This window comes from Dyella sp. 2HG41-7 (assembly GCF_021390675.1).
Taxonomy (GTDB): Bacteria; Pseudomonadota; Gammaproteobacteria; order Xanthomonadales; family Rhodanobacteraceae; genus Dyella_B.
Genome location: NZ_JAJEJV010000004.1, coordinates 2346128 through 2359090 on the forward strand (window position 1 = coordinate 2346128; position 12963 = coordinate 2359090).

Annotated in this window: 11 protein-coding genes; 9 read left to right on the top strand and 2 right to left on the bottom strand. The window is 58.4% G+C overall.

From position 1 onward, the window contains the following. The first annotated feature begins 3 nt into the window (after positions 1-3). The 3 genes from pbpC to L0U79_RS11940 are packed head-to-tail and all read left to right on the top strand — an operon-like array spanning position 4 to position 4081. Positions 4-2382: a penicillin-binding protein 1C gene (pbpC, locus tag L0U79_RS11930; protein WP_233842496.1), complete on the top strand. Its 2379-nt coding sequence runs from the start codon at positions 4-6 to the stop codon at positions 2380-2382. Positions 2383-2441: 59 nt separating this feature from the next. Then, positions 2442-3731 carry an FAD-binding oxidoreductase gene (locus tag L0U79_RS11935; protein ID WP_233842497.1) on the top strand — a complete coding sequence of 430 codons (1290 nt, stop codon included), beginning with the start codon at positions 2442-2444 and terminating at the stop codon, positions 3729-3731. Then, positions 3728-4081, top strand: a complete 354-nt coding sequence (locus tag L0U79_RS11940; protein WP_233842498.1) for a tRNA-binding protein — start codon at positions 3728-3730, stop codon at positions 4079-4081. Before L0U79_RS11935 ends, L0U79_RS11940 begins: the two co-directional genes overlap by 4 nt. A gap of 21 nt (positions 4082-4102) precedes the next feature. Here L0U79_RS11940 and L0U79_RS11945 read toward each other — a convergent pair whose 3' ends face one another. After that, entirely contained in the window at positions 4103-5032 is a 930-nt protein-coding gene (locus tag L0U79_RS11945) for an MBL fold metallo-hydrolase (RefSeq protein ID WP_233842499.1), read from the bottom strand. 354 nt (positions 5033-5386) lie between these two features. On the opposite strand from L0U79_RS11945, the gene L0U79_RS11950 reads away from it, so the two are divergent. From L0U79_RS11950 to L0U79_RS11960, 3 genes are all read left to right on the top strand, one after another. Further along, the gene (locus L0U79_RS11950; RefSeq protein ID WP_233842500.1) at positions 5387-7492 is read left to right on the top strand and encodes a histidine kinase dimerization/phospho-acceptor domain-containing protein; all 2106 of its coding nucleotides are present in this window, start codon (positions 5387-5389) and stop codon (positions 7490-7492) included. 337 nt (positions 7493-7829) lie between these two features. Next, positions 7830-8816, top strand: a complete 987-nt coding sequence (locus tag L0U79_RS11955; protein WP_233842501.1) for a response regulator — start codon at positions 7830-7832, stop codon at positions 8814-8816. Between the two features lie 169 nt (positions 8817-8985). Then, positions 8986-9315: a hypothetical protein gene (locus L0U79_RS11960; RefSeq protein WP_233842502.1), complete on the top strand. Its 330-nt coding sequence runs from the start codon at positions 8986-8988 to the stop codon at positions 9313-9315. A gap of 58 nt (positions 9316-9373) precedes the next feature. On the opposite strand, the gene L0U79_RS11965 is transcribed toward L0U79_RS11960, so the two are convergent. Beyond that, the gene (locus tag L0U79_RS11965; RefSeq protein WP_233842503.1) at positions 9374-9532 is read right to left on the bottom strand and encodes a hypothetical protein; all 159 of its coding nucleotides are present in this window, start codon (positions 9530-9532) and stop codon (positions 9374-9376) included. A gap of 306 nt (positions 9533-9838) precedes the next feature. Here L0U79_RS11965 and L0U79_RS11970 point away from each other — a divergent pair, with 306 nt between their 5' ends. Genes L0U79_RS11970 through L0U79_RS11980 form a run of 3 tightly spaced genes read left to right on the top strand, consistent with a single transcriptional unit; the run spans position 9839 to position 12963 of the window. Further along, positions 9839-11587, top strand: a complete 1749-nt coding sequence (locus L0U79_RS11970; RefSeq protein ID WP_233842504.1) for a copper resistance system multicopper oxidase — start codon at positions 9839-9841, stop codon at positions 11585-11587. After that, entirely contained in the window at positions 11584-12381 is a 798-nt protein-coding gene (locus L0U79_RS11975) for a copper resistance protein B (RefSeq protein WP_233842505.1), read from the top strand. The genes L0U79_RS11970 and L0U79_RS11975 overlap by 4 nt, the downstream gene beginning before the upstream one ends. A 9-nt stretch (positions 12382-12390) precedes the next feature. Further along, positions 12391-12963, top strand: a complete 573-nt coding sequence (locus L0U79_RS11980; protein ID WP_345778432.1) for a cytochrome c — start codon at positions 12391-12393, stop codon at positions 12961-12963.

The following is a 12963-nucleotide window of genomic DNA, read 5'->3' on the forward strand; positions in this document are numbered from 1 at the left end:
TCCATGAAGCTACTGTTTATTGCCCGCGATTGGATCGTGCGCTGGCAGAACTGGCTCGTAGCGGCAGGGTTGTTGTTGGGCTTGCTGGTGGGTTGCAGGTTATGGCCGCACCCGTCGTTGCGTAGTTGGTCGCCGTCGTCCACGGCCGTATACGACAGCAAGGGACACTTGCTGCGCCTGACACTCGCCAGCGATCAGCAATATCGCCTGTGGGTCCCGTTAAAAGACATTTCGCCACAACTGGTCGATGGCGTACTTCTGCATGAAGATCGCTGGTACCGGTGGCATCCCGGTATCAATCCGTATGGCTTGTTGCGTGGTGCGTGGATTACGTATGTTCGACATGGCGCACCGCAGGGTGGTTCGACCATTACGATGCAGCTGGCCCGGCTGTTATGGGGGCTCAATACGCGCACACCGTTCGGCAAGTTGCATCAGATTGCGCGCGCCACGCAGTTGGAGCTGTTCTATTCCAAACGGGAGATATTGGAGGCGTATCTCAACCTCGCGCCCTACGGTTCCAACGTGCAGGGCGTGGCGACCGCCAGCCTGGTGTATTTCGGAAAACCCGCCAACCAGCTTTCGCTGCCGGAGGCGCTGACGCTTGCGGTGATTCCGCAAAATCCATCGCGCCGTCTGCTCGCAGGGCAGGGTGCAAATGGCGCATTGATCAGCAGCGGCCTGGCCGATGCACGCAATCGTTTGTATCAGGCGTGGCTGCCAGCGCATCCACAAGATGCCGGTTTAAAGCCGCTGTTCGCGTTACCGCTTACGCTCAGGCCGCTGAGTCGTCTGCCGTTCGAGGCGCCGCATGCGGTCGAGCAGCTTCTCGCAGCGCAGGCGTTGAACGGCAACACGCAGAACGCCGTGGTCGCCACCACGCTCGACCTCGATATGCAGCACATCTTGGAGCGTCAGGTTGCGCTGTACGTAAAACGCCGAGCATCCAGCGGCATCCTCAACGGGGCGGCGATTCTGATCGACACGCGCGACATGGGCATCAAGGCGATGGTGGGGTCGGCCGACTATCGCAATGCCGCGATCCAGGGGCAGGTCAACGGTACCTTGGCGAAACGCTCGCCGGGCTCTGCGCTGAAACCTTTCATCTACGCGCTGGGTTTCGATCAGGGCGTGTTGCATCCGCAAACCGTTTTGCGCGATGTCCCAACCGCTTTCGGGCCGTATACGCCGGAGAATTTCGACGGCAATTTTCTCGGGCCGATTACGGCGACGCAGGCTTTGATTCGCAGTCGAAATATTCCCGCCGTATGGGTTGCTTCGCAGTTGCATCAACCCAGTTTGTACGATTTTCTGCAACAGGCTGGCGTTAGCCGCCTGGCTAGCGAGCAGCATTACGGCCTTTCGTTGGTGCTCGGCGGCGGGGAGGTAAACATGCAGGAGCTGGGCGATCTTTACGCTATGCTTGCCAATCGTGGCGTGCTGCGACCTTTGCGTCTGCGGGCGGACGATCCGCAAACCGAAGGAACGCGTTTGCTGAGCGACGAAGCCAGCTACATGGCGATGGACATTCTTAGGCAGAATCCGCGCCCCGACGATGCGGCCGACACGCAGGGAGCCCGTCTGCCGGTGTACTGGAAAACCGGCACGTCCTGGGCGTTTCGCGATGCGTGGACAGCCGGCAGCTTCGGCCCTTACGTGCTGGTGGTGTGGATCGGTAACTTTGATGGCAGCAGCAATCCGGCCTTCGTCGGCGTCGACGCCGCGGCGCCCTTGTTTTTCCAGATCATCGACGCACTGAGCGCCGAGCATGTGCCGTTGAGCGAACCCATCCGCGCCATGCCTGCAAACTTGCGGCGCGTGCAAATATGCCTAGCCAGCGGCAACCTGCCCACCGAATGGTGTCCCCAGCGCGGTATGACTTGGTTCATTCCAGGCAAATCGCCGATACGCGTCGATACCATTTATCGCCCGGTGGTCATCGACGACGCCAGCGGCAAAGGTGCATGCCCGCCTTTCGACGGCAAGCATACGCATGTGGAGGTGTACGAGTTCTGGCCCTCGGATTTGCAACGCGTGTTCGAACAAGCCGGCATGCCGCGCCGGAAACCGCCCGTCAATGAGGAGTGCAACGATAACGATCGCATCAGCGGCGCCGCGCCGCGCATTACCTCGCCCTTGCGCGGCAGCACCTATACCTTGCGGCTCAAACAAATAGCCGACGAGCGTATCCCTTTCACCGCGACCAACGACGCGAACGTGCACGCGTTATATTGGTTTGTGGATGACGCCTATATCGGCCGCAGCGAGCCTGGCGAATTGCTGTACTGGCAACCCCATAGTGCGGGGCGGTACACAGTGCGGGTGGTCGACGATCACGGGCTTTCCGATCAGCGCTTTCTGGATGTGACGTTGGTCGAGTAAGAACCACCGGCGAATCTGCGTTATGCTCAACCGCTGAAACCGCCCGGTTTTTCCTATTCATGAAGCAACCCTCGGTTCCTTCCTATTACCGCGTCACGGCGACGCCATACGAACCATATCCGCCATTGCAGGGGCGTCATGAAGCGCGCGTTGTAATCGTCGGAGGCGGTTTTGCCGGATTGAACACCGCGCTCGGGCTGGCCGAACGCGGTGTTCGCGATGTCGTCGTTTTGGAACGCGAGCAGGTAGGCTTTGGCGCCTCCGGACGAAACGGCGGCTTTGTGTTCGGCGGGTATTCGCTGGGCGAGGAAGCGTTGCATCATCAACTCGGTGTGGAGCGCTCCAAACGCATCTTCGATCTCACCACTGCAGCCGTGCAACGCATACGCGAGCGGGTGACTCGTTACGCCATTCCTTGCGATATGGTCGATCAAGGCGTGATCTGGGCGAACTGGTTTCGCGATCCGAATGTGTTGCGCAAGCGTCAGCGGATGCTCGACGAACATTATGGCGTGCATTGGAATTGGTTACCGCAGGAAGAGCTGCGCGAAATGGTGCGCAGCGAGCGCTACTACGACGGACTCTACGAACGAAACGCCTTGCACTTGCATCCGTTGAATTACGCGATAGGGCTTGCGGCGACCGCAGCGGAGCAGGGCGTACGCATCCACGAAAACAGCGATGTATGGCGGCTGCGTCGCGAAGGCAGCCATTGGCAGATCAGTACGCCGCAAGGCGAATTGCAAGCCGAACACGTGGTGCTTGCGTGTGGCGGCTACCTTGCCGGATTGCGTCGACAGATCGACCGCGCGGTGCTGCCGATCGCCACGTATGTCATGGTGACCGAACCGCTGGGCGACCGACTCGATGAATGTCTTCAAACCCGCGCTGCAATTTACGACACACGTTTTGCCTTCGACTACTACCGGCCGTTGGTCGACAAACGACTGCTGTGGGGTGGACGAATTTCGATTCGGAATCGTTCGGCGGCAGCGGTGCGGCGCGTGCTCGTACGCGATTTGGCGCGCGTCTTTCCCTCGCTGAAAGATGTAAAGGTGGATTACGCCTGGTCCGGATTAATGAGTTACGCGCGCCACCAGATGCCGCAAATCGGTACGGATGGCCGGGGTTTATGGTGGGCGCAAGCCTTCGGCGGCCATGGCCTCGCACCGACGTGCGCAGCAGGCGAGCTGCTGGCGTCGGCCATCGCACAAGGCGATGAAGCCTGGAAACAATTTGCCGATTACGGTCTCGCGCATACGTACAAACCCTTTGGCTTGCTTGCGGCGCAGGCCAGCTACTGGTGGCAAGAATTCAACGATTGGTTCAAGACGAGTTTGGAAGGATGACTACGCAAGCGGCAACGGTGGAAGAAATTGGTTGGGCGGATTTTCACAAGGTTTTGATCGTCGCCGGCACGATTACGCGCGTCGAAGCGTTTCCGGAAGCGCGCAATCCCGCATGGAAGGTCTGGGCGGATTTCGGTCCTTACGGCGAGCGTAAGACCAGCGCGCAAATCGTCGCGCTATATACGCCCGAGTCGCTGGTCGGTCGCCAGATCGTGGGAGTCATCAACTTTCCTGAGAAGCAGATCGGGCCTTTTCGTTCTCAATTTCTGCTGACGGGTTTTCACACCGAGCAAGGCGTGGTGATCACGACCATTGAGCGCCCCGTTCCCAATGGCGCAAGGCTCGCTTGACATGAGCGGCGAGCCGGTTCGCTAAGCGCGCGTGCGATCCAGCCAGACGCCGAGTCCTTGAGCGTTGAGTTCGATATCCGTGCCCAACCAGTGAACAAGCGCATCGCGATCGCCGCGCCATCCGTGTTCGGCGGTGCGCGTCATATACAGCTCGGTTAGCGCGTCCACCAAGTGGCGATGGCGATCCGGCGAGCCACCGATACGCAGTGCGACAGACACCATCGCATCGATCGAATCGCGCAGCTTGCTCGCGAGCTGCTCAACGTTTTCGACGCGACCATAGTGCGTGAGATACATCGCCTCGGGTTTCAGTGCCAAGAGTCGTTGGATCGATGCGTGAAGCGCTTCCGGATCGAATTGCACGGGCGTAGTTGTGGGCAGAATAAATGCGCCTTGTTCTGTGTCGAATTCGCGATAGGACAGGCCAAACGTATCGCCCGTAAAACATGCGTTGGACTGTTGGTCGTAAATGGCCATGTGATGTTTGGCGTGACCGGGCGTATCGATGCAACGCAAGATCCGTCCCTGAAGATCGATCTCGTAGTTATCCGGTGCTTCGACGACGCGTTCGGCAGGGATAGGGCGAAGGCGGCCGTAGGCTTTCATCATCACGTCTTCGCCGTAAACCGCCATGGCGCCTGCCCAAAGCTGGGACGGATCGATCATGTGCCGTGCGCCGCGCGGGTGTACCAGCAATCGCGCTTGAGGCAGCTTGGCCAGAAGTTCGCCGGCGCCCCCGGCGTGGTCCAGGTGAACGTGGGTGAGTATCAACCAATCGACCTGGGAAACGTCCAGGCCCGCGTCGGACAGATCCTTTAACAATCGCGGTACGGAATGATTGGTGCCGCAGTCGATAAAGGCGCCGCGCCCGTTTTGAACGATCAAATAGGCCGCATCGAACCCTGGGCGCACAAACCCGGTATCGATGGTGCGGATGCCTTGGGGATTCATGGATTTACCTGTCATGGAAAGAGGCCGCTTTCGCAGGTTACCGGCTGGCGCGTGAAGCTCGGCGGGGATCGTTGCGTTTAAGGCGTGTCCGATATCTCTCCGATTTTATTGCCCCTACGATTCCTAGGCCTGTGTTCCCTCGCTCGTTGTCGTCTGAGAGGTCCGAGCGCTGCGGGGTTTTCTGACACAGGCGGGCGGTTTGCCGGCCCTGACTTTCGCGTCTTGTCGCCTAGTGTCGCCAGAGGGAGCCTTGTGTCTAGAATGTACTGGAGTAGGTTTTCCCGTCTTTTCCGCAAGGCAGTTCCATTACGCGTTGAGCGTAGTGGCCCTCTTGAATCATCGGACGAGATGACGATGCCTGAGCCTGTGTATCACGATGCCCTGGCCGGCCAGCAGGACATTACCGCGTTGGAACGGCATCATCACCGGTTGCTGTTCGGTGGCGGCGTGTTTCTGTCGCTGGTGATCGTGCTGATGCTGGCGATGTCTCTCCTGCAGGATGTCGGAACCTACCGATCCGAACAGGTCGACGATTTCCGAAACGCAAAACTGGCGCTCGACTCGGTCTTTATCCAGCGCGATACCAGTTACGTGCGCACGCTGAACATGGTCGAGTACGCGTGGCACAACCGATCCAACGAGTTGGCTACAAAGGGCGCCGAGGCATTTGCGGCCTTTGCGGAGCACGACGATCAGGCGGTCATTCAGCCTACCGATCAGTCGGCGCCCATGCTGGTGCTGGGAAGCGGCGTTGGCGCATGGCCGCAGGACAAGGTCGATCGTTACCTTGGCCTTGCCAATGAGATGTCCGTCGTTGTCGGTACGTCGTTGACGGCGCGCGGCAGTGAAAGAGGGACGATGGGATATTTCTACGAACCCAGCGAAACGCTATTTATTTTTGGCGATAAGCTCGCCACTCAAGACATTCATCTTGCGGCGGATCGCTCCGATCGAGAGGCGTTGTTCGCCAAGCTCGCCGCACCGAAGATCGACTTCAATGATCTTCAGGCGCTGCACGAATTGCGCGAGGGGAATGACGCGCTTGGCTTTTTTGGGAAGAAGCTGCCGAAGATTCTTTCCTCGATCGGAAAAAACCCCGCAACGGGCGAGCTCTCGGTCATAGGCAGCTTCGTGGCGATGGATCGCGATACGCCTATCGGTGCGTTCGTCGTCTATGAACCCGTATCTCGGTTCGTGGATCAATTGCGCAAGGCGACGCGCCATGACATGACCGTCTTGAGTGATAACGGAGATGTCGCATTCGATACCGGACCGGCTGCAGACAGTAAAAACGTCGCAGCGGCGTTTCGCGACTTGCCTGCCGCTCAACTCGCAGCCGGTGGCATTGTGCGCCATTACCAGGGCGGCCAGTTCTTTATCGCCGAGCATGTTGCCGGCAGTAACTGGGTTCTGGTGCGCGCCTATCGCTGGTCGGACATCCTTCGCGGCGAAAGCACCGCGATGGCGATTGAGATCGCGATGGCCGTCGTGTTGCTGGCCATCCTCTGGGCCTTGCTTACAAGGCAGGATCGTAGCGTGTTCACGCCCGTGCTCGCGCGCGCCAAGCGCGTCTATCAAAGCGATGCGCTCAATCGCACGATGATCGAAACCTCGCCGGTGGGTCTGTGCGTCATTCGGCGCGACGATGCGGCGCCGTTGTTGCAGAACGACCTTGTGCGTGGTTACGCGGGTGCTATGGAGGAGGGTCAGGCTGAGTTTTATCGACAGTTGCTTAGCCACTATGCCGATGCGGCTGCTCCGGTTAGCGAGCCGGATGTGCGCGAATTCAACTTTGCCATTGCCGATGCAAGCAAGGAAAACGGGCGTCACTTGGCGGCAGTCGCCAAGCCAATCGTCTACCGAGATCGCGACGCCCTATTTTTTGTGTTGCGTGACGTGACGGCTCGCGCGGAAATCGAAGAGAATTTACGGCGAGCGCGAAAAGATTCAGAACAAGCGAGGCTGGCCGCCGAATCGGCTAGCCGCGCCAAAACGGCATTCGTGGCTACCATGAGTCATGAAATCCGCACGCCGCTCAACGGCATTCTCGGGCACCTCGAGCTATTGGGCCACTCAAAATTGGAGCCGGCGCAGCGAGAGCGCCTGGATCGCATTCGCTTTTCCGCCGATACGTTACTGGCGATCATTAGCGATGTGCTGGACTTTTCACGCATTGAAGCCGGCCAGCTAGACATCGATCCGATTGCATTCGAACTCAGGCCGTTGGTCGAGCAGACCGTGCTGCTTTACGCGCCCACCGCTCAACGAAAGGGTTTGAAGCTCTATTTCAATATCGATTCGAATTTGGCCCGTGGATATATCGCCGACCCGCATCGTATCCGCCAGATATTGAACAACCTCGTCAGCAACGCCGTGAAGTTCACGGAATCGGGCCGCATCGTGTTGCGGGTGGCGCGTTCGCCTCACGCGACGGCCAGATACTTTCTGGTTGCGATTTGAGGTCATCGACTCTGGAATCGGCATGAACAAGGGGCAGCTGCAGCAAGTGTTCGAGCCGTTTTCGCAGGCGGATGCGAGTATTTCCCGGCGGTTTGGCGGAAGCGGGCTTGGTCTGACGCTGTGCCATCAGTTGGCCGAATTGATGGGTGGCCGGATCGAGGCGAGCAGCACACCGGGTGTCGGCAGCGTCTTTACCTTCGATTTGCCTGTGTCCGAAAGCAGCAACGCATCGACGACGGGTCTACGTCCGCTCGAAGGTCGAAACGTTGCGCTGCTCTCGGCAGTCGCGGAATGGCGTTCGGAGATTTCCACGTTGCTCGCTTCATGGGGCGCGAATGTGTCCGTCGCTGCGCAGCCGTCCGAACTGGATCCCGAAGCGGTTAGGCGCGCGGATGCTCTCGTGATATTCGGCATGGAGCGGGCGTGGACAGGCGACGAAGAGAACGAACTGATGTCGCATGTTCCTCGGGTCATTCAGGCAACCATCGATGGCCCGTTGATTCCTGAAGCGCGGGACAAGGTTGTTGCTATTTCATGCTATTCGAGCGGCGCGCTTCGATCCGCCATTCTTCAATACGCGACGGATAGCAAAGAGCACCGCCAGCGGGGTGCGTCCAGATCGCCCGAGACGCAGAAGCTCGCTCGCGGCGGCAGGGTATTGCTTGCGGACGACAATGCCGTCAATCGCGAGCTAATCCAACAACAGCTGGAGAATTTGGGCTATAGCGTCGATGTGGCCGAAGACGGCGATGTGGCGTTGCGTCTTTGGCGTGACGATCGATACGCCGCCGTGCTGACCGATATCAATATGCCCAATATGAATGGTTACGAGTTGGCGCAACATCTACGCGCGCAAGGCGTCACGCTGCCGATCCTTGCAGTGACCGCTACGGCGCTTGCCAGCGAAAAAGTTCGTTGCCGGGAGGCGGGTATTACCGATCTCTTGCTCAAGCCGCTTTCGTTGGAGAAGTTGAACAGAGCGTTATCGCACTATTTGCCTCGCGCGAACCCAGTGCCTGTTATCAAGGCTCCATGGGCCGCCAAATATCCCGAAAAAGTGCGACGCGTGTTTGTTGACTCGGGAACGCGCGACGTTCAACTGCTGGTTGATGCCAAGCAATCGGGCGATAGAGAGAAATTGCTTTCGCGCGTCCACTCCATGAAAGGAGCGCTATTGATGATGGGCGAAAAAGAAGTTGCCGAGCAGTGTGCTGCGCTGGAGCAGCGTATCGAAGCGGAAGGTATCGGCGCGTCTCGATCGCATATCGAAAGACTTGAATCGGCGATGAGAGAGTTGCTTGGACGTTATGCTGAAACGCTTTGAGTTCGGCCTGACCCACGATTTGATCGCGATCTTGCAGGTCCTCGCTTTCAAACACTACTTGAATTTCAGATAGCCTGAACATTGGCGCTCTCATAATCCGCCACACCGAGTGTCTATTTGCCGCGAGGAAACAGCCATGTCCATGTGCTCGATTCGGCGTTCTTTTTTTATGTCAGTCGCCTTGCTGATGGCGTGCGGTGCAAGCGGTTCCGCCATCGCGCAGGACCAAACGCCGCCCGGCTCTATGCCAAGCCAGGGGCAAGCAGGCAACGTGCATATGACGCACACACCAAGGACCAACTCCGCGGTGAATATGCACGGCATGCACACGATGCCGGCGACGGTCACCGATGCCGATCCGAAAACCGGCATTGTCGATGTGATGACGGAAGGCATGGCCTTGAAGGTGCATTTTCCACCGTCATCCATGGTGAACTTGAAGGCTGGCGACAAGATCGGACTCTATATGGGCTATAGCCAGGCCGACGTTGTGAAGTAAATGCCACTGGCGATGGTTGAGCTGATGCCCCGGCGAGGATAAGCTTTCGTCTTATGTCTCAGCCTTTTTTCCTGCGCCGTCTTTCCCGCTCGCGAACGTTGCGGGCGATCATGGTGCTGGCATGGATGCTGATGACTGTTTCGTTGCCGGCCATGCCTGCCGATTCCATGGACAACGCCACGCATGGCACGCATGCAGTATCGATGGTCCACGCCATGCATGCGCACGCCGTCGGGACGAGTGGCCAGCATGCGAATCAGTGTTGTGGCGGCGCTTCGCAGCCTGCCTGCCATTGCGATGCGATGTGCGGCAGCGTGCTCCTCCCTTCGGTGCCTTCGTTATCTTGGCTGACACTGTTAGCCATGGTTCGCGTGCCCATGCGTCGCCTCGATGCCCCCGCGCCCAGTCTTGCGCCTCCATTGCGGCCACCCGCGGCCTGATTGCGTCTAGCGATGTGTTCGCCTGGCTCCATGCATGTTGAGCATGGAACGCCAGGGCATCCTGTTTCGCATGGAGTTCGCCCATGAATACGCTTTACCCGCTATCCGCGGTCGATCTGTCGCGGCGGCGCTTCGTTCAGGGCTTGGCGCTTGGGGGCGCGGTAAGCGCCTTGGGTTTTCTGCCAAGCGCACGCGCTGTCGGTTCCTATCTTGGCGACGGCGTTAATACACTCACCGGCACCGATTTCGCTTTGGCGATTTCTCAAATGCCTGTCAATTACACGGGAAGGCCAAGTGTCGCGACCACGGTCAACGGTAGCGTGCCAGGTCCCATTCTCCGTTGGCGTGAGGGCAGTCATGTTCGACTGCGGGTTACCAATCGTCTAAACGTGCCGACCTCCATCCATTGGCACGGCATCATCCTGCCGTTTCAGATGGATGGCGTGCCGGGCATAAGCTTTGGCGGCATCGCACCTGGTGAAACATTCGAATATCAGTTTCAGGTGCGGCAATCGGGCACCTATTGGTATCACGCGCATTCGGGTTATCAGGAACAGACCGGTTTATTCGGCGCGATGATCGTAGAGCCGGCAGGCAAGCAAAGAGTCGCGGCGGATCGCGACTACGTCGTCATGCTTAATGATTGGACCGACGACAATCCCGCAAGCATTTTCTCCCGTCTGAAGAAGCAGAGCGATTTTTACAATACTGCGCAGCCTACCGTCGCAGACTTTATGCGCGATGCGCACCGCGTAGGACTTCGCGAAGCGTTCGCCATGCGCAAGATGTGGAACGCCATGCGCATGAATCCCACCGATTTGAGCGACGTTTCTGCTTACACGTACACCTATCTCATGAACGGACAGACATCGGTGTCCAATTGGACGGGTTTGTTCCTTCCAGGCGAAAAAATTCGTCTCCGCATTATCAATGGTTCGGCCATGACGATCTTCGACGTGCGTATCCCCGGTTTGAAAATGACCGTGGTCAGCGCCGATGGGCAGGACGTTGAGCCGGTCCAGGTAGACGAATTTCGAGTGACGCCGGCCGAGACATACGATGTCGTCGTCGAGCCTGATGAAGATCGCGCATACACGCTGTTTGCTCAGTCGATCGACCGCGGCGGCTACGTACGGGGCACGTTAGCGCCGCGCAACGGCATGCAGGCCGCTGTGCCGACCATGGACCCGCGCATATGGTTGTCCACGCAGGATGTAATGGGGAATATGTCGTCAGCACAGCACGGTGCATCGATGGACATGTCCGGGATGTCGTCCATGCAAGATATGCCCGGCATGAGGATGGATCACCAAGCCTCGGCTCCTTCGGTGCCGAAAACGGCGCCCGGTGTCGACATGCGCGTCGCGCAGCCGAGAAAAAACTTGGACGATCCCGGCTCTGGCGTTCGCAACAATAGACGGCGCGTGCTTACGTATGCGGATCTGCATACCATCGGCGGCCCCATCGATAAGCGCGAACCGGAAAGAGACGTCGTGTTGCGCTTGACCGGCAATATGGAGCGCTACATGTGGTCGTTCGACGGCGTGAAATTCTCCGATGCCCCTCCGATACGTTTCCGCAGCGGCGAACGTTTACGCATGGTGCTTATCAACGACACCATGATGAACCATCCCATTCATCTGCATGGCATGTGGAGCGAGCTTGAGGATGAAAATGGTCGATTCCAAGTGCGCAAGCACACCGTCAACGTGCAACCGGCACAGCAAATCAGTTATGCCGTTACCGCCGACAATCCTGGGCGCTGGGCGTATCACTGCCATATGCAGTTCCACATGGAAGCGGGCATGTTCCGCGAAGTGGTGGTGGCATGAGCGCACTTGCAAAGAAACGGCGACAATCCGTTTGGTTGGCGTGTCTGGCCGCGGTGATATGTCGAGCAAGCATCGCGCAGGACGCATCCGCGATGAGCGCACACGATATGGCGCCGATGCCGCAATCGGAGGCGCCGTCATCCATGCAAGGCATGGAAATGAACGACAACACCTCTCGCGGCATGCTGCTCGTCGACCAATTGGAATATTTCAACGGCTATACGGGTAACGGTGTCATGTGGGAAGCCGAAGCCTCGTATGGCAACGACAACGACAAACTATGGCTGCGAACGGAAGGCGAGGAAAGCCGTGGTCGCATTGACGAAGGCGATGTCGAAGCGTTCTGGAATCATTCCGTGTCCGCATTTTGGAATTCGCAATGGGGCATTCGGCACGATCTGGATGCGGGCGCGCAGCATAACTGGATGGCGTTCGGCCTTGAGGGGTTGTCGCCCTATTGGGTCGAGTTGGAGGCAACCGGTTACGTTGGCGATGCGGGGCGCCTCGCGGCGCGCGCTCGCGCCGAATACACCGTTCGCTTTACGCAACGCCTGATCCTTCAGCCGGAATTGGAAATCAATCTCTACAACAAGACCGACGCTGGGCGTGTGCAGAATGAGGCATCGAATGCACAGCTCGGGCTCCGCCTTCGCTATGAAATAACGCGGCAGATCGCACCCTATTTAGGGTTCGTCTGGACGCGACGCCTTCGCGCTTCGGGCAGCTTTGCCGCGGAAGCACATCCGGCTGTTTTTGATCGCCAATTCGTTGCTGGCATCCGTTTTTGGTTTTGAGGAGGTTTCATGGCAAAGCGCATGATTTATCGCACCGGCGTCCTGGTCGGTATCATCGTCATCGTATTGGCGTGCGCCGGCGTCTGGTCGGGTTTTTACAATGTGGGAGCCGATGTTCCGCATTGGTCGGTCACGTATCACGTTTTGGCGGTGGCCAGGGAGCGGTCTATCGAGCATCACGCCCAATCGATCACGGTGCCCAACTTGGACGACCCATCGCTGATTTTAAAAGGCGCAGGTCAATACGCGGCGATGTGTACCGAGTGTCATCTGGCGCCAGGCATGCAGGATTCGGAGCTGCGCAAAGGTCTCTATCCAAAGCCTCCCGTGCTTTATCAGGCGCCTATCGATCCGCGTGAAGCGTTTTGGACCATCAAGCACGGCGTCAAGCTGACGGCGATGCCAGCCTGGGGTGCGACGCACGATGACGACACGATCTGGAGCATGGTTGCTTTCTTGCAGAAATTGAACGGTATGACGCCTGCGCAATATAAAGAGATCGTCGCCAAGGCGCCGCCCGACGAAGACATGGATATGGGGAACGACAAGGGCTCCATGCAAGACAACATGAAGCCTCATTGA

Bases quoted from the DNA above. Each gene is read 5' to 3' on its own strand.
- pbpC (WP_233842496.1), top strand. From the start codon at position 4: ATGAAGCTACTGTTTATTGCCCGCGATTGGATCGTGCGCTGGCAGAAC.
- L0U79_RS11935 (WP_233842497.1), top strand. From the start codon at position 2,442: ATGAAGCAACCCTCGGTTCCTTCCTATTACCGCGTCACGGCGACGCCA.
- L0U79_RS11940 (WP_233842498.1), top strand. From the start codon at position 3,728: ATGACTACGCAAGCGGCAACGGTGGAAGAAATTGGTTGGGCGGATTTT.
- L0U79_RS11945 (WP_233842499.1), bottom strand. From the start codon at position 5,032: ATGAATCCCCAAGGCATCCGCACCATCGATACCGGGTTTGTGCGCCCA.
- L0U79_RS11950 (WP_233842500.1), top strand. From the start codon at position 5,387: ATGCCTGAGCCTGTGTATCACGATGCCCTGGCCGGCCAGCAGGACATT.
- L0U79_RS11960 (WP_233842502.1), top strand. From the start codon at position 8,986: ATGTCAGTCGCCTTGCTGATGGCGTGCGGTGCAAGCGGTTCCGCCATC.
- L0U79_RS11965 (WP_233842503.1), bottom strand. From the start codon at position 9,532: ATGGCGTGGACCATCGATACTGCATGCGTGCCATGCGTGGCGTTGTCC.
- L0U79_RS11970 (WP_233842504.1), top strand. From the start codon at position 9,839: ATGAATACGCTTTACCCGCTATCCGCGGTCGATCTGTCGCGGCGGCGC.
- L0U79_RS11975 (WP_233842505.1), top strand. From the start codon at position 11,584: ATGAGCGCACTTGCAAAGAAACGGCGACAATCCGTTTGGTTGGCGTGT.
- L0U79_RS11980 (WP_345778432.1), top strand. From the start codon at position 12,391: ATGGCAAAGCGCATGATTTATCGCACCGGCGTCCTGGTCGGTATCATC.